The organism is Marinobacterium stanieri (genome assembly GCF_900155945.1).
GTDB lineage: Bacteria > Pseudomonadota > Gammaproteobacteria > Pseudomonadales > Balneatricaceae > Marinobacterium > Marinobacterium stanieri.
Genome location: NZ_FTMN01000002.1, coordinates 356,009 through 374,899, shown reverse-complemented (window position 1 = coordinate 374,899; position 18,891 = coordinate 356,009). Strand labels below are relative to the sequence as shown.

Genomic DNA, 18,891 nt, shown 5'->3' with positions numbered 1-18,891 from the left:
ATGGATACCACATCACTCAAACTCCTGGCCCAGGCCGTGCAGAAAATGGCCTGGACGCCCGAGGCTGTGCGCAGCAACCTGCGCGCACTCCGCTCCCGCGGCATCCTGCCCGAAATCACCACCCGCTGCTTCGCCGGTGAAGAGGATGAGAATGCCTGCTGCAATCCGGAATCAGACGTGCCTGACGAAGATGAAGACGGCGACGGCAACGACGGCACCATCGACGGCGAACGCCCGGATGATGGCGAAAACGAAAAAGGCATGGACGGCCGGTACCGAGGCCCGGATGGTGAACTCGTGCCCTGGGAAGCGGCGACGGAGTGTGTGCCGGATGATAGCTGGGAAGCGGGGTATTTTTGGACTGGTTCTGGATCGTTTGGTGTCACCGGAAAGTACCCTTCACCTCGTGCGTTATATGCTGCGTTTCCGGATAGAGTGATTGTTTTCAACACGCAAGAGGGGCCAGTGTATGGCACTAAATATGACTGGGGGTATGAAAGTGAAACATTGACCTACATACGATACCTTGTTGAATCTAGCGGCAGTCCAACAGCGCCTTCAAGCATGGGTAATAGGGGGCTTTGCTCCGGGCCTAATGCACAAGAATCCTACTGTACTTTGACAGAGCCGCCCTGTGTCGAAGGGGAAGAAGACTGGCCCTCCGACGGTAAGTGCCAAGAAGCCCTGATCAACGGCAAATACGTCCCCCATCCGAAAGACCCGGATTGTGCGAGCAAGGCCCCAAAAGATAACCAGATCATGTGCCAGGGAGAGGGCGAAGCCAGGCGCTGTATCGCCTACATCCCGATGAAAGGTGGCGGGCACATGCGTATTGATGTCGACCCGGCCACCCGGCTGCCCACCAGTGATAGCGTCGTCCAATACTGGGGCAGTGATGCCAAATACGACCGCTCAGAGTCCTACTACTACCGCAACGTTCAAAACAAAGCTTATTCCCCCGACAGCATCCCCGGCACCTGGAACTGACCATGCGACACTACACCGATAACTACATCGCCCAGCTGACGGCACCGGTAACCGCCGGCGATGGCACCCTGCAGGTGGATAACCCGCCTGTATTGCCCACCGGTAAATACCTGGTTGTCACACTCACCGACAGCAACGACCCATCTGTAGCTCCCACAAAGCTGGAAATCGTCACAATCACCAGCGTCAGCAGTAACACGCTCACATTGGAGGCCGGTACCGTAAACAGCTGGGCAATCGATGATTACGTTGATGAGCGCCTCACCGCCTCCAGCCTGCTGCTACTCGATGGCCCTGAGCTACTGCGTTACCGGGAGAAAACCGGCACGGCATCCAGTGGTGCTATCACAACAGCTGCTGGACCGGTGCAGGATATCGATCTGACGGTGCTTGAAAACACCACGCTGTCGTTTCCGGATCTGCAAGACGGACAGAATGTCACGCTGCATGTGACTGGATTGGATAGCGGCTGGACGCTGGCGTTTCCTGCAGGCGCGAAGACACCGGCGTTTCCGGATCTGTCGGCGGCGGTGGAGGCAGTGTTTCAAGTCTGGAAGAAGGGCGCGCAAATTTATATAAGTTCACCACAGGTGTATAGCTGATGTTGGGTGCAAAACTAAGAGCAGGAGTGATTATTGAAGGTGGCACTGGTGGTATTAGTGCCCCCCACTGGAGGCTTTCGTTCAAAGACGGTAGCAGATCAAGGGACCGTATCAATGAACTAATTCTGTTTGACCCGCAAGGGGCTGACGTGAGTGTTAGCGGCACACCCTCGGCCTCTTCAGTTTACTCAAATTGGTATCCAAGCCGGGCCTTCAATAAAACGTTGTCAGGCGGCGATTTTATGTCGGGTTCTGCTTACTCGTGGTTAAGATACTCGATCCCCTTTAGTGTGACAGTTGCCGAATATGAAGTGTGGGCGGCTGAAGGCTACGGAAGCCCCTCGTCGTGGGATTTGGAATACTCATTAGACGGAACTTCTTGGCAGGTTGCGCACGAAGTTCGAGGTCTGCCGAACTATAATCAGCACGAAGTTAACAGGTTTACCATATGAAACCTAAGTACTCCGATGGGACAAGCGTTAAGACGTTTGAACAGATCAAGTCTGCATATCCCAACTTTATCATTCACCGTGACCACCCTGAAAACTGGCCAAATGGGCCGTGGGCTCAGGTGCTTCCGGAACCCGTTCAACCGACATTGCCAGCACTTGCTGATTACAAGGCCAACGCCCATCGCGAGCTGGTTTACATATTCAATGCACTGGCAGATGACATAGCAGGCCTGTACCCCTGGTTCGAGCGTGACACATGGAAAGACCAGGAATATGAAGCCCTCACGTATCAGAGCTGGGTTAATAACGGCAGTACAGGTGCAGCACCCAGCACGCCAACGCTCACCGGCATCAGCTCCGCCCGCGGCATCGCGTTGCCCGAATTGGTTTCACGTGTGATCGAAAACTCGAATGCCTGGCGGCAGGTGGCCCCTCAACTGGCGGGCCAACGACAAGCGTATGCTGATCAGATTGAGGCTGCAGCGGATCATGCCGCTGTAGATAGCGTGCTCGAATTCGCCAGGGCGGCAACCGTCAGCCAAGCGGCGTAACCTTTTTTCTTGTCTGCAATTTGCTACCATTGCAGCCGGTGAGCGCGAAAGCGCAGGAAGTTCACCGCCCCCACTATTCAGGAAAAGGAACCCCCATGCGTCTCGTTACCGCCGTTTCAACCGCCATTCTAGCCGCTGCCGTTTCACTGCCCGCCACCGCTGCCAGCGTCCGCATCGACAACAAGATCATCAGCACCGGCAAGCCCGCTTCAGAGCTATCCTCTCTGGGCCGTCGCACCTACAGCGAAATGGGCCGTGTGTGCAAGCGCCCATCTAACAGCAGCTGCAGCGATAGCCGTTCAGGCTGGGGCCGCATTTACCAATTCAGCAAAGACGGCCGCAGCTTCACCGCACACGTCTACGACGGCACAATCGTTTACATCAAAGAAAACCGATAACCGCCGAAAGAGCAGGGCGTTATTCGTCTTGCTCCATTACGTTCCATTTGGGGCAAAATTGGGGCAAAAATGAGTCCTGAACTGTCCGCTGCAGTCCGTTCACTTGTTCGCACACCCCGCATTTTATGCGGACTGGAGCGGACTGCGAACATTCACTAAAGGGTTCGAATCCCTCCCTCACCGCCATCTACTTCTTCAGTAGATTCAATCAGTTAGAGGTGGTTCAGCCGGGCTGATATCAAAATGGGAATGCCCTGGGGAATAAACTGGGAATTCTGATCATCTAGGAACGTCCGTTCCGACTTTCAAATCTCGCATTTACACCGGAAAAAAGTGATATCGGCTACTGTTGCTGATTTCAGCTGCAACCCTTTGATCTCTTTGCGTTTGTCTGTCACCTGGAAGCGGTGATGGAGGAGTGTGGCGAGAGGTGACGGGGGCGAGTGCCTACCGTCAGAGTTTGAATATCCCTTCGATAATGCTGTGCATGTCAGCACCGTCTGACTTGATCCATTTGCCGTAGGTGCGTTGGATCATCTCCGTGGTGGTGTGGCGAACGTGGTTAGCAGTGATACCACACCGGTGGACAGCATCTGGCTGATGAAGGTGTGCCGGCATTGGTTCGGGCCACGGTGTCTGACTTTGGCTTTTGTCAGGATGTCGTTGTACCAGCGCCTGATTGACGGGTCGTGCCAGGGGATCTGGTTTTTGCCGTTGCGGAACACGAACCGCACGGACTCTTCTCGGCTGGTCACGTTGTTACGTTCGATCACGGTGATGTCGACCGGTTCCAGCAGTTTTGTATAGCGCATCTGTTGCTTGAGCCAGGAATGGCGGCGCCATTAGCTCGACCGCGCGCACACGGGAGCGCTCTTTCGGTGGGGGCCAGCCTTTGCGTGGATGACTTCGAGACTCTTAGAAAGAGTCAAAAAATTAGTGTGTTCAAACTCACTGAACAAATATCCTTTAATACTGTGAAGAAACTTTATCTCTACCAGTGTTTTTTGACTTATATACTGCAAGATCAGCTTTTTTTATTGCCTCATTTGAGGATTTACAGCCATCAGCAGCAGCTACACCGATACTGACCGTAACCTTACCAGCCATATCGAAGTTTTCAGATCTTACACAAATTAATAAATCTTTAGCTAGAGCTCTTGCTTGCTCTATATCTGAATTAGGTATCAGAACCAAGAACTCCTCACCTCCCCATCGACATAGGTGATCAGATTCTCTCAAGCGGTTATTTAGTGTGTTAACTAATTTGATCAGTACCTGATCTCCCACATCATGCCCATAACGATCATTTATATTTTTAAAGTAATCGGCATCGATCATAATCAAACTGTACATGTCGCCATAGCGAAGGTAGCGAGCATGGGCATCAGAAAGCAACTTTTCAAACTGCCTCCTATTAAGAGCTTTTGTTAAAGGGTCGCGTTGAGCAGCTTGTTTTAGTTCCTCTTCAAGTTGTTTTCGTCTTGAAATTTCTGAGAAACTTATGGCCACAGCACGGATGTTGCTTGTAAGCATTGGGGATAAATAACACCAGTATGGAAGGAGCCCATTTCTGGTTTTCATATAGACCTCGCAGTCCAGACTTGCACTATTGGTAAATAGCACGCTGGAAATAAGCGAGACGATATTACCTTGGGTTTGATCTTCTAAGTTTGAGAACTCATTAATTTTCTTTGAAATCAGTTCAGAAGGGTGCCTGAACCCCAATAACCTTGCAGCAGTAGGGTTTGCATAAATAATAGTATGTTTACTATCGACACATATAATACCGGCGTGACAGCTTTCTAATAACAACTGGTGAAATTTTTCGATTTCTTTCTGCGCAGTTATATCGTGAATTACTCCTAGCATCAGTCTTCTTCCTTTAACTTCGACAGGACCGACGTAGGTTTGAACATCTCTGATGCTTCCATCAGAAGTGATGTGCTGAAAGCTAAGGGGCTTATGCCCACCAGGCCATGAATGCACCTCATGCATAACAGGCAATACATTCTTACCTAGTGTGTTGATTTGCCAAGTATGAAGGGAGCATAGCTCTTCATAATTGTATCCATAAAAGTCTAGAGCACGTTGGTTCGCATCAATAATCCTTCCGTCTTCATCTGGGGCAATGAGGATCATTGGGGCAGCATTAGCCTGAAATATACTCTGGTATAAATCATCACTTTTCAAAGAATCGTTGTGTTTACAAGTTTTTCGAGGAGTGTTTACTGTCTTGCTTTCAACTTTGAGGCTAAGATGAGATTGATCATTATTTTGTTTTGATTCTTCAACTAAAATTGCATCTTGCCCACTCTCCAAGAGGAAAATGCTTAATTTACAAGTCAGAATAGAAATTCTGTCTTTATGATAAATAGTCCAGATTTCTTGTATTGTCTCACCAAGCCTTCAGTTGCTTTTGTAGTCTGAAAGGTTTGGTTGAGAAACGGCGCTAAGCTCCCCGTTTCGCAGCTCAGAGATAGTTGAATCACCCATTAAGTCTTGTGCGGAAGAGTTGCTCCAAATGATCTCTTGTGGAGGAGAACTGTCAGGATTGATGAGCCAAAGTGGGGAATCAATTTGTGAAATTAATTTTTGAAGATCCATACTGAATCGTTTCCGTTAAATGCTATATCGCTATCAGAGCAACAGCTAGTTCATATAAGATTTTGACCTAAATATGCCACTTTTTGGGGTTATAAAGCTAAGGCGACAAAACGGGATATCACCTACTGTTTGATAGAACTCTAGACTTATAGATAATCATCCAAGTTGATTCAAATCAGTTTACCTTTTTATACAAACCGGAAAGTATTCGTAAAATGATGTAGTACCTTGAGCAAACAGCTCCTCGATTTGGCAGCCGGTGACACAGACAGCCAAGGCGTGGCATGAAGTCCTTGACCATAAGTCGACCGATGGGCTTCAAGGTGATTTGGTCCTTGTCGATGGTCGTCAGGAATCGCTCAACAGCGGTATTGATCTGGCCTAGTGCGTTGATCTTTAGTTTGCCCTCGTTGTCGTCGTGGTGAAGCTTTGTTGCTTCTAGCATGACAGGGGTTAGGTCGTGCTGGACTCCGGCATGGACATTCTGAAGTGCTGTGGCTTGTGCGCGTTCGACAGTGTCCATGGTCAGGCTAACCAAGGTCTTGAGATATGCTTCTGGGAGCTTATGAGTGCCAAGGCTCTTGGTGATCATTTTCTTACCATTGAACAGGCCGGCGCAGTCCTTTGGAACGCGCCAGTTACATAGCCAAATGCCCTTGCGTTGAACGAGATACTTGGTGTCTGACATGGCGGCATTTAGGTAAAAGTTGACGTTAAAGTTGACACCATATCCCTCTGTATCCCTTATGTCAGCTGGTTTATGGCGTGATGGGTTGGTTTTATGTGCTTGGCTAGGTCTCCCTCCCTCACCGCCATCGAATTCAGAAGCCCTGTTGCGGAAACTCAACAGGGCTTTTTCGTTTATGATCATTGGCAATACGCCTCCCTTCAGGGTGCTGTTCTGACACCTGCAAGCTTTCTTGCTTGACGCTTATCACACCTGAGCTTGTATGAGGCCGAGGTAGCGTTTCACTTTGCTGACGTTTATGCCTTAATGCCGAGATGGCCAATGTGAGGGTGTCTTATGCAGCGGTTTGCCTACGAATACCTTGTAATCCCCATTGCGATTATGTTGCTGACGGGCAGCTACTGGCTCGACCTGTCCCGAAGCGAAGCGGCGCACACCATATTGATGCAAGAAGAGGCGCTATTGCTGGAGCAGCGCCACCAGTCTCTGCGCGATTCTTTGGAGCGTCCCATGCTGCAGATGCAGGCACTGGGCAATACCCTGTACCGTCTGGCATCAAAGGGGCGCTGGCAGGAAGTTGAAAACGCGCTCTATCTGCTGGCAAGTACCAACCCTGACTACCTGCAATTGCGTTACATTGACCAGCAGGGCCTGGAGCGGGTGCGCATAAATCACTATTCCATCGGTGAGCCGGCCTTGGTACCGGTCAGTCAACTGCAGCCCAAGCATGACCGACCCTACACCCAGCGAATGTTGAAGTTGCCTGCGGGGCACTTTTATCTCTCTCGGCTCGATTTGAACGTTGAGCAGGGGAGCATCCAGATCCCGTTGCAGCCGACTCTGCGTATCGGGATGCGTCTGGCGGACCAGTCGGCCCAAGGTTCTGGCTTTCTGATCATTAACCTCAACGCCCGCAAACTCCTGCATGAGCTGCGTGGTGATCACGATGTTCATCTGTTTAATACCTATATGCTCAATAGTGACGCTGACTGGCTTAGCGCACCGGAAGAGGACCTGGCATGGCGGACCCAGTTGGGACATGGGCACGGGTTGTATACTTACCCCGATGCGCCTGACGTCAAACTGGATGCTATTACTCAATCAACAGAAGCCCGGGGCAAGCAGGCGGGCCATTGGCTGATAACGCCCGTATCGATCGACTTTGATTTTGCCTTTCCGGTACATAAGGACGAAAAGTGGTTTCTTGCCAGTCATTTGAATAACGAAGGCATGACATCCTTGTTGCCTGACAAGGGGACTTTCAGGGCGATGATATTGAGTGCTCCGCTGGGGGCGCTGGTGTTGTTTTTTGCCCTCCGATCCATGCGTCGAAGTCGAGAAGTGGCTGAACTGGCGCGCCTGGAAGTACGGGAAAGCCATGAGCAATCGGAAATACTGGAGCACAACGTTCAGCGGCGTACCCGTCAGTTACGCGAGGCACTCGCATTTATTGAAACCCTGACGGATCATCTGCCGGTGCTGATCGCGGCCTGGGGTCGTGATTTCCGCTGCCAGTTTATTAACTCCACCTGTGCCGACTGGTTTGAGCTGAGCAAGGCCGAGGCGCTGAACATGACGCTGGCCGAATGCATGGGGGAGGAGCGCTTTGAGTCCCGCCGCGCCCTGCTGGATAAAGTGCTTCAGGGTGAATCCGCGTCGCTGGAAACGCTTTATCCGCACCCGAACGGAGGGGTGCGCCTGTTGTTGGTGCGTTATTTACCGCTCTCGGGTGGTGAGCGTGGCTTTATCATGATCGTGGAAGATATTACTGATCAACGCCAGGCTGATCAGGTGCTGCGTGACCGTACCCATGAGGCCGAGCAGGCCGCAGAGGCCAAGCAGAGCTTTCTTGCCAATATGAGCCATGAGGTGCGCACCCCCATGAATGCGATTCTGGGGATGTTGCAGCTGTTACTGGATACCGGGATGACTGAGGCGCAGCGCAACTATGCGGCTAAGGCCTATCAGGCATCTGAGTCCCTGCTGCGGATTCTCAATGAAATCCTGGATCTTTCAAAGCTTGAAGCGGGGCGTGTCAGTATCGAGAAAACGCCTTTCGACCTGGAAGAACTGGTACAGCGCTCGGCAGATCTGTTTGCGCTGGAAGCCGAGCGCAAGGGGCTGAACCTTAGTGTCGAGATTGACCCGCAACTGCCGCGGCAGCTGTTGGGAGATTCGCTTCGTTTAGGGCAAATACTGTCCAATCTGATGGGTAATGCCATCAAGTTTACCCATCAGGGTGAAATCTGTTTGAGCATGGAGCTGTTGTCGGAGCATGAGTCCAGTGCACAGCTGGCGATATCGATTGCTGACACCGGTGTGGGCATGACCGATGAGCAGCTGCAGCGGATTTTTCAGGCCTTTAATCAGGGTGAAGATTCAACTGCCCGTCGATACGGGGGCACCGGGTTGGGCCTGGCGATCAGCCGTGCTTTGGCCGAAGCCATGGGCGGAGAACTCTCAGTAGATAGCCATCCGGGCATGGGCAGCGTGTTTACCCTGAAAATCGCGCTGGAGGTGCCCGAGCAAAGCCGTCGATATGCCGATTTGAGATTGCCTGAACTCAGTGTTTATCTGCCACACGCAGGTAACACAGCCTCCATCGAAAGCCTGCATCAATTGCTGGTGTATTGGGACGTGGAGGCTTTACCCTACCCGGCAGATTGGCAGGATGCTTTGGGCCGTGCCGACCGGCAGCACGCGTTGATTCTGCTGGGGGATAAACAGCTTGATTCTGCTCCAGTACAAGCCGCTTTGTCCGCAGCCGAAATGAATCCGGGCATTGCGGCCAGGCTGCGCTTGATTGTGCTGCTACCGCCAGGACACGTGATTCCCTGTGGACGTGATGTAAAAGGTGTCAGTGTTTACTGCCTGCCTGGGCCACAAACACCGGCACGGCTGTTCGCGGCGCTGAGTGGCGAATTTAGTCAGCCTGAGTCCTTGTCGATACAACCTGAACCAGAGCCGGTGACAAAGGGGCTGCAAACATTTTCGTCATTGCACCTGTTGGTTGTGGATGACCTGGCCGTTAACCGTGAAGTGGTGGTACACCTGTTGCACAAGCTGGGTGTGACCTGTGATGAGGCAGAGTCCGGTGAGCAGGCAATAGAGCGGGTGACCCAAGGGCGTTACGATGCGATTCTGATGGATGTATATATGGATGGCATGACCGGCTACGAGGCAACCCGTGCTCTGCCGGATGGCGCACCACCGGTGATCGGTTTGTCCGCTTCAGTGCTGGAGCGGGACCAGGAAGCGGCGCGTGAGGCAGGCATGGTCGATTACCTGGGTAAGCCCGTGGTGCTGGAAGATCTGCATGATGCCCTGTCCAGGCTGTTCGGTGCAGAGGCCTGCGAGTCTGCTGAAGCGCTACATGAAAAGGCCCCCGAAAACGCGTCCCTGTCTGTTTCTGTATCGACAAATGGTGTGACCGACTGGAAAGACAACCTGCCCGAATTTATTGATCGCGACCGGGTGCAGCATCAATTCGGGGATGATGAAGAGATCTACATGGCTTGTCTGGCCTCCTTTGCATCCAGTCTTGATGAACTGGCGGCCACTCTGGAGCAGGCTATTACCACAGACAGTGATACGCTGGCTGGTGTTGCACACCGGATCAAGGGCGGTGCCGGCACCGTTGCCAACCGAGAACTGGAGCAACGCAGTCAGGCGGTGGAAGCCGAGCTGAGAACCAGCGGTGATGCTGAAGCTGCCCGCTCGCTGTTGCAGCTGTTGAAGCAGCAGCGTGAACAGCTGGCGGAGCTGGACCTGGCTGAATACACCCTTTGATGTCGCCATTTGCATGGCAGCTTGCTGGCATTTACCTATACTGAAGTGATTCAGGTTCCGGACGACCTGCCAGACGTGCGTGCAGGGTCAAGCGAAGGGAAAGGTACATGCAACGACGTCAATTCCTCCGCAAGGCGGGAATGGTAGCGGCTTCGGGCCTAGCGTCAGCGGGCTTTCCCGCTATTGTTTCGGCGGTCAATCGCAAACCCACCATTCGGGTGCTGGGTACTCATGTGACCTTGCAGGAAGCAATACGTCAGCGTGCCGAGCAGGATCTGGGCATCAATATCGAGTTTCATCCCGGCGGCAGTGCTGGTGTCCTGCTGCGCGCCTCAACCAACCCTCAGTCCTTTGATCTTTACGAACAGTGGTCCAACAGTATTCGCATTCTCTGGCAGGCCGGCTCGATTCAGCCTATTGAAATTAGCCGGTTGAAGTACTGGAACGAGATTAACAGCCTGACCAAAACCGGACGCATCTCACCGGATGCCCGTCTGGGTCAGGGGGATGCGCCTTACAAACTACTCTATGTGCAGCCGGAAGGGACGCTGGCGCCAGAGCCAAGCCGCCATATCAGCTTTTTACCTTACGTTCATAACACGGATTCCTTTGGCTACGATTCACGTCGTATAGCCCAGGGCGTGCCTTACGAAACCGAAAGCTGGGGCTGGCTGCTGAACCCTGACTACCACGGCAAGGTGGCCATTGTGAATGCGCCGACTATCGGCCTGTTCGACCTGGCGTTGGCGGTGCAGGCACGTGGGCTGATGCAGTTTGCCGATATTGGCAATATGAGCCGTACCGAGTTGGACCTGCTGTTTGAAATTGCCGTTGAGTACAAGCGCAGGGGGCACTTTCGGGGTGTCTGGTCTTCCGTACCGGCATCGGTTGAGCTTATGCAGAATGAAGAGGTCTGGATTCAGAGCATGTTTTCCCCAGGTGTCAGCAGCCTTAATGGCATGGGGGTTCCCTGTGTCTATGCTGCTCCTAGGGAAGGCTACCGAGCCTGGCATGGCGTGATGTGCCTGTCGTCTCACTGTGAGGGCGAGCGCAAGGAGGCGGCCTATGCCTTTATGAACTGGTGGCTGTCCGGCTGGCCCGGTGCGTTTATTGCCCGCCAGGGCTATTACATCGCCAACCCGGAGCGCTCACGTCGCTTCATGAGTGCCGCCGAGTGGGACTACTGGTATGAGGGAGAGCCAGCGGCCCAGCGTTTGAAAGGGACTGACGGACGGTTTTCTGTTGCCGAGGGTGAAGTACGTACCGGCGGTTCCTATCAGCAGCGATTCGAGAATATAGCGGTATGGAATACGGTCATGGATAACTACGAGTACACCCTGATCAAGTGGAAAGAGTTTTTGCTGGCCTGATCATGGTGAGCACTTTCTATTTCAAGTTGCGTACACGCATTTACGCCGGTTACATCATCACCGGGGGAATAGCCCTGCTGATGGTGTTGCTGGCCTATTTCAGCGTGATGTCACTGTTTGGTGAGTTCAAGCACTTTACCGAGCATGGCGAAAGTGCGCTCAGAGGGCAGGAACTGTCGCGTAATGTGGTTGAACTGCAGCGCTCGGCCGACCTGTTCATGCAGGACGGTCAGGTGTCCGGTGCCCGTCAGGCGGCTTATATCAGTGAGCGGGTGCAGCGGATCCTGCTGCAGCTGGAGCAGGGTGGCCAGCCTGAAGTGCAGGAGCGGGTCGAGTCGATTCGCCAGCACCTGAATATCTACACCAGTACCTTTGAGGACGTGAAGCGCCAGCGTCAGCGGCGTGCCGAACTGGTTGAACAGCGTATTGCCGATCACGCCAGTGAAGTGAATCGTCTGCTGCAAGCCTACCGCCGCCTGCAGGGCAGCGGTCGAGCAGCGCCGGTTGACCAGCTGGCAGAGCTCGAAACCGCTTTGCTGAGGGTGGAGCAGGGGGCCTCACGTTATTTTTATACGCTGGATGGGCGCCATATCACGCGGATGCAGCAGTGGATGCGGGAAAGCCGTCAGCTGATGTCAGGCTTTGCCCTGCTGGAGATCCGCCCCGAAGCTCAGGCATTGCTGGATGCGATGCTGCAATCTCTGCAGAACTACGAAGCCGTGATACTGGAAGCGGTTCAACGCACGCGCGGGTATATGTATCTGGTCAATGTGGTGATGGCCGCGGAAGCGGATGAGATGCTGTACCAGACCCAGTATCTGGCCGAACTGATACAGGCTGAAATGAAAAACATCGAAGAGCAGGCGGTGGCGGAAATGCGCTGGACCGGGCAATGGGTGCTCTGGATCTGCCTGGGCCTTCTGGTGCTGGTTCTGCTGTTGTCCTATCTCATCGGGCATAGCGTGGCGGACCCGATCCGGTCATTGGCCAAAACCTTTATGGATCTGGCACGGGGCAAGGACAGTACCAGCATCGAGCGTCAGGATGCGGACGATGAGTTGGGCGAGCTGGCACGTGCCGCCGAGGTATTCAGGTCCAAGAATCAGGAAACCCGGCAACTGCTGGCCAGCTTTCAGGCGCTCAGCAGTGAACTGGAACAGAAGGTTGCTGATCGTACCCAGGAGCTGGAACAGGCCAATGCGCGGCTGGAAGCGCTGTCCAATACCGATAGCCTGACGGGGCTGGCCAACCGGCGCCTGTTTGATCAGGTGCTGGAGCGAGAGTGGGCGCGGGTTGAGCGCAGCGGAGAGCCCTTGGCTGCGATCATGATGGATGTGGACTACTTCAAACTCTATAACGACCACTATGGTCACTTGGCTGGTGATGATTGTCTCAAGGCCATCGCGGACGAACTCCAGCTACAGTTGAAACGGGCAACGGATCTGGCGGCCCGGTATGGCGGTGAAGAGTTTGTGATGTTGCTGCAAAACACCGATCTGGAAGGGGCGCTGCGGGTGGCAGAGAGTATCCGTCAGGCCGTTGAGCAGCTGCACCTGCCTCATGTTGAATCGCCGATGGGGCAGGTCAGTTTGAGTCTGGGCGTTGCCCTGCATACCCGTGACTGCCCCGCACAGGACCGACACTGGCTGGTGCGCCAGGCCGATGAGGCGCTCTACTGTGCCAAGGAAGGTGGCCGCAACCGGGTTTGCGCCTGGCCGCAGGTGGGCAGTATTGGCCGCTCGGAGTCGTCATCCGGCCGTTCTGATCATTGAGTGCGCTGGTAGCGCCGCTCGGGACGACCCACACTGCCGTAATTGACGCTAGCTTCCAATTCACGTGTGCTGACCAGGTATTCCAGGTACCGGCGTGCGGTGGTGCGGCTGGCGCCGATGGTGGCGCCCACTTCTTCGGCATTTTGAGATGCGTCGGTGGCAGCAAAAACAGCTCTCACTTTCTCCAGTGTCAGTGCATCCACTCCTTTGGGAAGGCGCTGTTCTGTTGTGTCAGGCGCTGCCGTGTCGGCTTGTGGCACCTTGCTTCGGGGCAGCAGGCTGTCCACGTCTGACTGAGCCAGGGATTCCATCGACCGCAGCCGTTCCAGGTGGCGGGCATATTCCTGCAGGGCATCGCGCAGGCGTTCAAACACCAGTGGTTTGAGAATGTAATCAAATACACCGCCCCTGAGTGCTTCACGCAGGGTGTCGACTTCCCGGGCGGCGGTAATCAGGATTACGTCGGTGGCGTTGTTCTGAGTGCGCATTTCCCGCAGCAGGTCCAGTCCGGTGCCGTTGGGGAACTGGATGTCCAGCAGCAGAAGTTCTGGCTGCATGACATCCACCAGGTCCCGGGCGGTATCCAGACTGTGAGCCAGCCCAACCAGCTCAAAACCGTCAATGCGCTCAAGGAAGCGCTGCTGGATCTCGGCGATTTGCGGGTCATCTTCGGCAACCACAACGCGAATGGGATTAGTCATTGGCGGCTCCTGTCATCGGTGAGGGCTTCACTGCCTGTTGCTTGGGAATGTACACGGTAAAACGGCTGCCCTCAGGGTCGCCGGGCTCTATGGTGATGGTGCCGTTCAATTGCTGCAAGAGGCTGTTGACCAGGTGTAACCCCAGACCATGACCGGCGCGCGCCTTGCTGGTGAATCCCTTGGTAAAGATCAACGCCTGTTGATCATCAGGGATGCCGGGGCCGCGGTCCTCTATCTCAAAAATGAGATCATCGCCCAGATCGGTCATGGTCAGCAGAATCGGCTTGCCGTGACCACCGTGATTGAGGGTCGCTTCAAAGGCGTTGTCGAGCAGATTACCCAGGATACTGACCAGTTGTTCGCGCGGTATCCACTCGGGCAGGTCACGCATTTGGCTGTCAGGGTCGATCTCAAGCACCAGACCCAGCTCACGCGCACGGTTGTATTTACCCAGCAGGCAGCCGGCCAGTACCGGGTCAGGCACCGCTTCCACCAGCAGGTGAATCAGTGCCTGATGATCGCGGGTTTCCTGACCGATAATGGCCAGGGCCTTGTCGTTGGCACCGATCTGAATCAGCCCCGCAATGGTGTGCAGTTTATTGGAATACTCATGGGCCTGGCTGCGCAGGCTGTCAGCATATTGCTGGATACGGCTGAGCTTCTGGCCCAGTTGGTGCAGTTCGTCCTTGCGCCGGAAACTGGAGACCACCCCGACCACCTTGCCAGACTGGTGCAAGGGTACTCGGTTTACAATTAGCACCCGGTCACCCACGCGGATCTCCTGGTCGAACTGAGCCTGATCGCTGGTGAGGACTTCGGGCATGCGCGAATTGGGCAGCAGGTCTGTTACCGGCTTGCCGATAATGTTCTGTTCGTTGGGCAGGTCCAGAATGGACAAAGCGGCCTGGTTGACGGTAGTGATTTCGCCGCGGGTGTTGATGGCGATGATGCCCTCTCGCACGGATTGCAGGGTAGCGTTGCGTTCCTGGAAGAGACGGCCGATCTCCTCGGGTTCCAGGCCAAAGATCGCTTTCTTGAAGTGGCTGGCAAACCATACTGCGGTTAAAACACTGAACGCGAATGCCAGCAGGATCACCATGGTCATGGTCAGGCGATAGCGGCTGATATAAAGATCCACTTTGTCGAGCAGGTAACCAACGGAGACGAGCCCTATCACCTGTTCCCCGGCGGCATCATAAATGGGGGCACGTGCGCGCATTGATAGCCCCAGGCTACCCTCGGCGCGGGTAACCTGGGCCAGACCATACGCCAGGGTCGGCGACACGGCATCATCGTCATCATCTGACATGGAGAAGCCAAGGCGTTCAGGGTTGGGATGCGCCAGCCGTAAGCCGTTGCGGTCGCCAATGACGACAAACAGTGCCTGGGTTTTATCCGCCAGGGTAAGGCTCAGGGGCTGTAACTCGGTGCTGTCGCCGGTCTCAACAGACTGAATCACCTGGGGAATACTGGCGATGGTTTTGGCTACATGCAGGGCACGTTCTCCCATCTGCTCTTCCAGTGCCGAGGTCAGGTAGTGCAGGGCAAACAGACCCAAAGCACCGGTCTGCAGCAGGGCGATTAACCCCAGCAGCAACACCATGCGGGTTTTCAGAGGAAAGCGGCGGATCGAGAGTTTCATAAACAGGCTCTTTTTTACTGCTCGATGTTAACTCTAGCTGACATTCAAGGCCCGTGAACAGAATGAACAAAATGGTTTTTAAAGACTAAAAGCTCTTTAAATTCATAAACTTTTTTAACCGAGAGCGGGTGCCTAGTCTTACCTCCAACCAATACAAAAATAATGAGGTACAGGCTATGCGCTCTAAAATGCTTTCTTTCCGTCGCTCCACCGTTCTGGCCACTGCACTGGCATCCTGTCTGACTGCCGGCGTGGCTCAGGCTGAAGTTGATACTATCCACTTCCTCATCCCCGGTGGCGCCGGTGGTGGTTGGGATGGTACTGCACGTGGTACCGGTGAAGCGCTGCAGAAGTCTGGTCTGGTTGAGACCATCTCCTACGAAAACCTGTCCGGCGGCGGCGGTGGCAAGGCGATTGCCCACCTGATCGAAGTGGCCGAGCAGTCAGAAGACACGCTGATGGTCAACTCGACTCCGATCGTCATCCGTTCCCTGTCAAAAGTATTCCCGCAGTCCTTCCGCGACCTGACACCCGTTGCCGCAACTATCGGTGATTTCGGTGCGTTTGTGGTCAAGGCTGACTCTGAATACACCAGCTTCAACCAGCTGGCCGATGCCTACCTGGAGAACCCGCGTTCCGTGACCGTCGTGGGCGGTTCTGCACGAGGCAGCATGGACCACCTGGTCGCTGCTCAGGCATTCAAGGCCGCCGGCGGTGATCCGCGCATGGTCAAATACCTGGCCTATGATGCCGGTGGCAAGGCGATGGCAGGTCTGCTGTCCGGTGAAGCGGATGTGCTGTCCACCGGTTTCAGTGAAGCACTGGCGCTGGCCGAAGCGGGTGAAGTTCGCATCCTGGCGATGACCGGCCCTGAGCGTTCCAGCGCTGCTGCCGATGTGCCAACGCTGAAAGAGCTGGGCTACGACGCCACCTTTGTCAACTGGCGTGGCTTCTTCGCAGCGCCGGGTCTGGCCGAGAGCAAGCGTGACGAGTTTATCGCGGTGCTGGAGAAAATGTACGGTACCGAAGAGTGGGCGAAAGTGCGCGACCGCAATGGTTGGGCCGAAGACTTCCGTCCGGGTGATGAATTTGTTGCCTTCCTTGAGCAGCAGGAACAGGAGATCGGTGATCTGATGCGCGAACTGGGCTTCCTGCGCTGATCATCCGGGCCTGCACTCTGACATGAGTGCGGGCCACTCCCTTTTGACCCCCTCGATTTACCCCGCTCCAACGAGGACTCGATCATGACTATTTCCAAGGATCACATCGGTGGTCTGGTATTTCTCTGTTTGTCGGTGGCCTATGGCTACTACACAGGTGATATACCGCTGCTGCCGGGTGATGAATTTGCTCCCTTTAACGCTCAATCTCTGCCCAGTGCTCTGGCAGTCCTCGGTGGGATTCTTTCGGTTGCCCTGATCGTCACCGCCGACCGCTCTGCCGAAGGCCGTGTGAAACTGGCCGGCTATGACTTCTGGCTGGTGGGTAAGCTGCTGGTACTGGTAATGCTGCTGGGCTTTGTCCTGCCCTGGCTTGGATTCCTGCTCTCCACCATCCTGTTCCTGATGGGAGGCTACTGGATTCTGGGTGTACGCAAGGTCAAAACCCTGCTTCTGGCCTCTGTGCCGTTCTCGGTAGTGCTCTGGTTCATGCTGGCACAGCTGCTGGATATCTATCTGGCGCCGGGTCGCATCTTTACATCGCTGTTCGGAGGCTGATCTCATGTGGGACGGAATTCTGACCGGTTTGGGCACCGCTGTAATGCCCTTCAATCTGTTGATGGTGGTGGTGGGCTGCTTTGCCGGCACCTTCATCGGCATGCTCCCTGGCCTGGGGCCGATCTCGGCGGTTGCGCTGATGATCCCGGTCACCTACGGCCTTGATCCGGCTTCAGGCATCATCCTGATGGCGGGTGTTTACTACGGCGCCGTATTCGGTGGCTCAACTTCATCCATTCTGGTGAATGCGCCGGGCTGTGCCAGTACTGTTGTGACCGCGTTTGACGGCTTTCCGCTGGCGCAGAAAAATCAGGCGGGCAAGGCGCTGGCGCTGGCCGCGTACTCATCCTTTACCGGTGGCACCATCGGTGCCCTGATTCTGCTGTTTGCCGCACCTGCACTGGCTTCGGTTTCGCTGAGCTTCCAGTCCGGTGACTACTTTGCCCTGATGCTGCTGGGTCTGACCGCTGTCGCTGCGTTCTCTGGCAAGGGGCAGGTCATCAAAGCGCTGTTAATGACCATTTTCGGTCTGATGATCGCCACGGTGGGCACGGATATTACCTCGGGTGCGACCCGCTTTACCTTTGGCAGTGTCGACCTGATCGATGGCGTCAGCTTCCTGTTGCTGGCGATGGCAACCTTTGCCCTGACTGAAGTGATCATGACCGTGATGCGCGGCCAGCATGCCGAAGAAGAGCCAGAGATGGATATGGCTTCTTTGGGCAGCATGAAACTGAGCAAGGAAGAGATCAAGGAAGTGGCACCGACCATTGGCCGCTCTTCAGTCTTTGGCTTCCTGGTGGGCGTGCTGCCGGGTGCGGGTGCGACCATCGCTTCGTTCATGGCGTACGGCCTGGAGCGAAACCTGGCATCGGCCAAGGAAAAACTGAAGTTCGGCAAGGGCTCTCTGCGCGGCCTGGCGGCGCCTGAGTCAGCCAACAATGCGGCTTCGACTGGCTCCTTTGTACCTCTGCTGACCCTGGGTATCCCCGGTTCAGGCACCACGGCTATCATGCTGGGCGCATTGATCGCCTATGGCATTCAGCCGGGACCGCGCCTGTTCGTGGATAATCCGGACGTATTCTGGTCGGTGATCATCTCCATGTACTTCGGTAACCTGGTTCTGCTGATCCTGAATCTGCCGCTGATTCCGTATATCTCACGTCTGCTGGCGATTCCGCGTCCGATCCTGATTCCGCTGATCCTGTTCTTCTCGATCACCGGCGTGTATCTGGTCAGCTTCAACACCTTTGATATCTACATGATGGTGTTCATCACCCTGGGTGCGATCTTCCTCAAACTGCTGGAGTTCCCCATGGCGCCCATGCTGTTGGGCTTCATTCTGGGCGGCATTATGGAGAAAAACCTGGGTCGTGCGCTCACCATGTCGGATGGCAGCTTTGCGTTCCTGTGGGACCGTCCGTTGACGCTCACCATCACGACTATCGCCGCCATTGTTCTGCTGTTGCCACTGCTGTCGGCCATGTTCGGCAAAATGCGAGGACGTGGCCTGGAGGTCACAGTGAAAGAGGGCGAAGGATAAGGTTCGATCTGTTGTCTGTCAGCGTGCAAGGGTAGAGCCGGGTTCGTCAGCCTGCCCTGTTTTTCAGCCGGCCT

General features: G+C 54.7%; 17 protein-coding genes. 11 read left to right on the top strand and 6 right to left on the bottom strand.

Annotated features, from left to right (window positions below; translation table 11 throughout):
• The 5 genes from BW956_RS06685 to BW956_RS06670 all read left to right on the top strand — a co-directional run bounded on the left by BW956_RS06685 (position 1) and on the right by BW956_RS06670 (position 2,990).
• On the top strand, positions 1-987 hold the full coding sequence (locus BW956_RS06685) for a hypothetical protein (protein WP_076461813.1): 987 nt from the start codon (positions 1-3) through the stop codon (positions 985-987).
• A gap of 2 nt (positions 988-989) precedes the next feature.
• A complete protein-coding gene (locus BW956_RS06680) occupies positions 990-1,589 on the top strand; it encodes a hypothetical protein (protein WP_076461811.1) in 600 nt (199 codons plus the stop codon).
• Complete coding sequence (locus tag BW956_RS22210) at positions 1,589-2,041, top strand: hypothetical protein (RefSeq protein ID WP_139327140.1); 453 nt, start codon at positions 1,589-1,591, stop codon at positions 2,039-2,041. Before BW956_RS06680 ends, BW956_RS22210 begins: the two co-directional genes overlap by 1 nt.
• Positions 2,038-2,592 carry a hypothetical protein gene (locus BW956_RS06675; RefSeq protein WP_076461809.1) on the top strand — a complete coding sequence of 185 codons (555 nt, stop codon included), beginning with the start codon at positions 2,038-2,040 and terminating at the stop codon, positions 2,590-2,592. Before BW956_RS22210 ends, BW956_RS06675 begins: the two co-directional genes overlap by 4 nt.
• Before the next feature lie 95 nt (positions 2,593-2,687).
• A complete protein-coding gene (locus tag BW956_RS06670) occupies positions 2,688-2,990 on the top strand; it encodes a hypothetical protein (protein WP_076461807.1) in 303 nt (100 codons plus the stop codon).
• 533 nt (positions 2,991-3,523) lie between these two features.
• Here the strand turns inward: BW956_RS06670 and BW956_RS06665 are convergent.
• The 4 genes from BW956_RS06665 to BW956_RS06655 all read right to left on the bottom strand — a co-directional run bounded on the left by BW956_RS06665 (position 3,524) and on the right by BW956_RS06655 (position 6,465).
• Positions 3,524-3,802 carry a hypothetical protein gene (locus BW956_RS06665; RefSeq protein ID WP_076461805.1) on the bottom strand — a complete coding sequence of 93 codons (279 nt, stop codon included), beginning with the start codon at positions 3,800-3,802 and terminating at the stop codon, positions 3,524-3,526.
• Positions 3,803-3,956: 154 nt separating this feature from the next.
• Positions 3,957-5,309, bottom strand: coding sequence for a sensor domain-containing diguanylate cyclase (locus BW956_RS06660; protein ID WP_076461803.1), 1,353 nt, complete (start codon positions 5,307-5,309; stop codon positions 3,957-3,959).
• An 87-nt stretch (positions 5,310-5,396) separates the two neighbouring features.
• Positions 5,397-5,594, bottom strand: coding sequence for a hypothetical protein (locus BW956_RS22205; RefSeq protein WP_139327139.1), 198 nt, complete (start codon positions 5,592-5,594; stop codon positions 5,397-5,399).
• A 175-nt stretch (positions 5,595-5,769) separates the two neighbouring features.
• A complete protein-coding gene (locus BW956_RS06655) occupies positions 5,770-6,465 on the bottom strand; it encodes a DUF6538 domain-containing protein (protein WP_076461801.1) in 696 nt (231 codons plus the stop codon).
• Between the two features lie 153 nt (positions 6,466-6,618).
• On the opposite strand from BW956_RS06655, the gene BW956_RS06650 reads away from it, so the two are divergent.
• From BW956_RS06650 to BW956_RS06640, 3 genes are all read left to right on the top strand, one after another.
• Positions 6,619-10,071, top strand: coding sequence for an ATP-binding protein (locus tag BW956_RS06650; RefSeq protein WP_076461799.1), 3,453 nt, complete (start codon positions 6,619-6,621; stop codon positions 10,069-10,071).
• Positions 10,072-10,178: 107 nt separating this feature from the next.
• Entirely contained in the window at positions 10,179-11,441 is a 1,263-nt protein-coding gene (locus tag BW956_RS06645) for an ABC transporter substrate-binding protein (protein ID WP_076461797.1), read from the top strand.
• Entirely contained in the window at positions 11,417-13,213 is a 1,797-nt protein-coding gene (locus BW956_RS06640; RefSeq protein ID WP_175611975.1) for a GGDEF domain-containing protein, read from the top strand. Before BW956_RS06645 ends, BW956_RS06640 begins: the two co-directional genes overlap by 25 nt.
• Here BW956_RS06640 and BW956_RS06635 read toward each other — a convergent pair.
• Both BW956_RS06635 and BW956_RS06630 read right to left on the bottom strand, forming a co-directional pair.
• Positions 13,207-13,914 (bottom strand): response regulator, encoded by a 708-nt coding sequence (locus tag BW956_RS06635; RefSeq protein WP_076461793.1) that lies wholly within the window; start codon positions 13,912-13,914, stop codon positions 13,207-13,209. The two genes, BW956_RS06640 and BW956_RS06635, sit on opposite strands and share 7 nt — an antisense overlap.
• Entirely contained in the window at positions 13,907-15,556 is a 1,650-nt protein-coding gene (locus BW956_RS06630; protein ID WP_076461791.1) for an ATP-binding protein, read from the bottom strand. Before BW956_RS06630 ends, BW956_RS06635 begins: the two co-directional genes overlap by 8 nt.
• Before the next feature lie 176 nt (positions 15,557-15,732).
• Between BW956_RS06630 and BW956_RS06625 the strand changes: the two genes are divergently transcribed.
• The 3 genes from BW956_RS06625 (at position 15,733) to BW956_RS06615 (ending at position 18,817) form a co-directional block, all read left to right on the top strand.
• Positions 15,733-16,716 carry a tripartite tricarboxylate transporter substrate binding protein gene (locus BW956_RS06625; RefSeq protein WP_076461789.1) on the top strand — a complete coding sequence of 328 codons (984 nt, stop codon included), beginning with the start codon at positions 15,733-15,735 and terminating at the stop codon, positions 16,714-16,716.
• A gap of 84 nt (positions 16,717-16,800) precedes the next feature.
• Positions 16,801-17,274 carry a tripartite tricarboxylate transporter TctB family protein gene (locus BW956_RS06620; protein WP_010323705.1) on the top strand — a complete coding sequence of 158 codons (474 nt, stop codon included), beginning with the start codon at positions 16,801-16,803 and terminating at the stop codon, positions 17,272-17,274.
• A 4-nt stretch (positions 17,275-17,278) separates the two neighbouring features.
• Entirely contained in the window at positions 17,279-18,817 is a 1,539-nt protein-coding gene (locus tag BW956_RS06615) for a tripartite tricarboxylate transporter permease (protein WP_076461787.1), read from the top strand.
• Positions 18,818-18,891: the final 74 nt, after the last annotated feature.

What these genes read in the sequence shown, in the direction of transcription:
- BW956_RS06685 (WP_076461813.1), top strand. Translation starts at nt 1, where the DNA reads ATGGATACCACATCACTCAAACTCCTGGCCCAGGCCGTGCAGAAAATG.
- BW956_RS06680 (WP_076461811.1), top strand. Translation starts at nt 990, where the DNA reads ATGCGACACTACACCGATAACTACATCGCCCAGCTGACGGCACCGGTA.
- BW956_RS22210 (WP_139327140.1), top strand. Translation starts at nt 1,589, where the DNA reads ATGTTGGGTGCAAAACTAAGAGCAGGAGTGATTATTGAAGGTGGCACT.
- BW956_RS06675 (WP_076461809.1), top strand. Translation starts at nt 2,038, where the DNA reads ATGAAACCTAAGTACTCCGATGGGACAAGCGTTAAGACGTTTGAACAG.
- BW956_RS06670 (WP_076461807.1), top strand. Translation starts at nt 2,688, where the DNA reads ATGCGTCTCGTTACCGCCGTTTCAACCGCCATTCTAGCCGCTGCCGTT.
- BW956_RS06665 (WP_076461805.1), bottom strand. Translation starts at nt 3,802, where the DNA reads ATGCGCTATACAAAACTGCTGGAACCGGTCGACATCACCGTGATCGAA.
- BW956_RS22205 (WP_139327139.1), bottom strand. Translation starts at nt 5,594, where the DNA reads ATGGATCTTCAAAAATTAATTTCACAAATTGATTCCCCACTTTGGCTC.
- BW956_RS06655 (WP_076461801.1), bottom strand. Translation starts at nt 6,465, where the DNA reads ATGATCATAAACGAAAAAGCCCTGTTGAGTTTCCGCAACAGGGCTTCT.
- BW956_RS06650 (WP_076461799.1), top strand. Translation starts at nt 6,619, where the DNA reads ATGCAGCGGTTTGCCTACGAATACCTTGTAATCCCCATTGCGATTATG.
- BW956_RS06645 (WP_076461797.1), top strand. Translation starts at nt 10,179, where the DNA reads ATGCAACGACGTCAATTCCTCCGCAAGGCGGGAATGGTAGCGGCTTCG.
- BW956_RS06635 (WP_076461793.1), bottom strand. Translation starts at nt 13,914, where the DNA reads ATGACTAATCCCATTCGCGTTGTGGTTGCCGAAGATGACCCGCAAATC.
- BW956_RS06630 (WP_076461791.1), bottom strand. Translation starts at nt 15,556, where the DNA reads ATGAAACTCTCGATCCGCCGCTTTCCTCTGAAAACCCGCATGGTGTTG.
- BW956_RS06625 (WP_076461789.1), top strand. Translation starts at nt 15,733, where the DNA reads ATGCGCTCTAAAATGCTTTCTTTCCGTCGCTCCACCGTTCTGGCCACT.
- BW956_RS06620 (WP_010323705.1), top strand. Translation starts at nt 16,801, where the DNA reads ATGACTATTTCCAAGGATCACATCGGTGGTCTGGTATTTCTCTGTTTG.
- BW956_RS06615 (WP_076461787.1), top strand. Translation starts at nt 17,279, where the DNA reads ATGTGGGACGGAATTCTGACCGGTTTGGGCACCGCTGTAATGCCCTTC.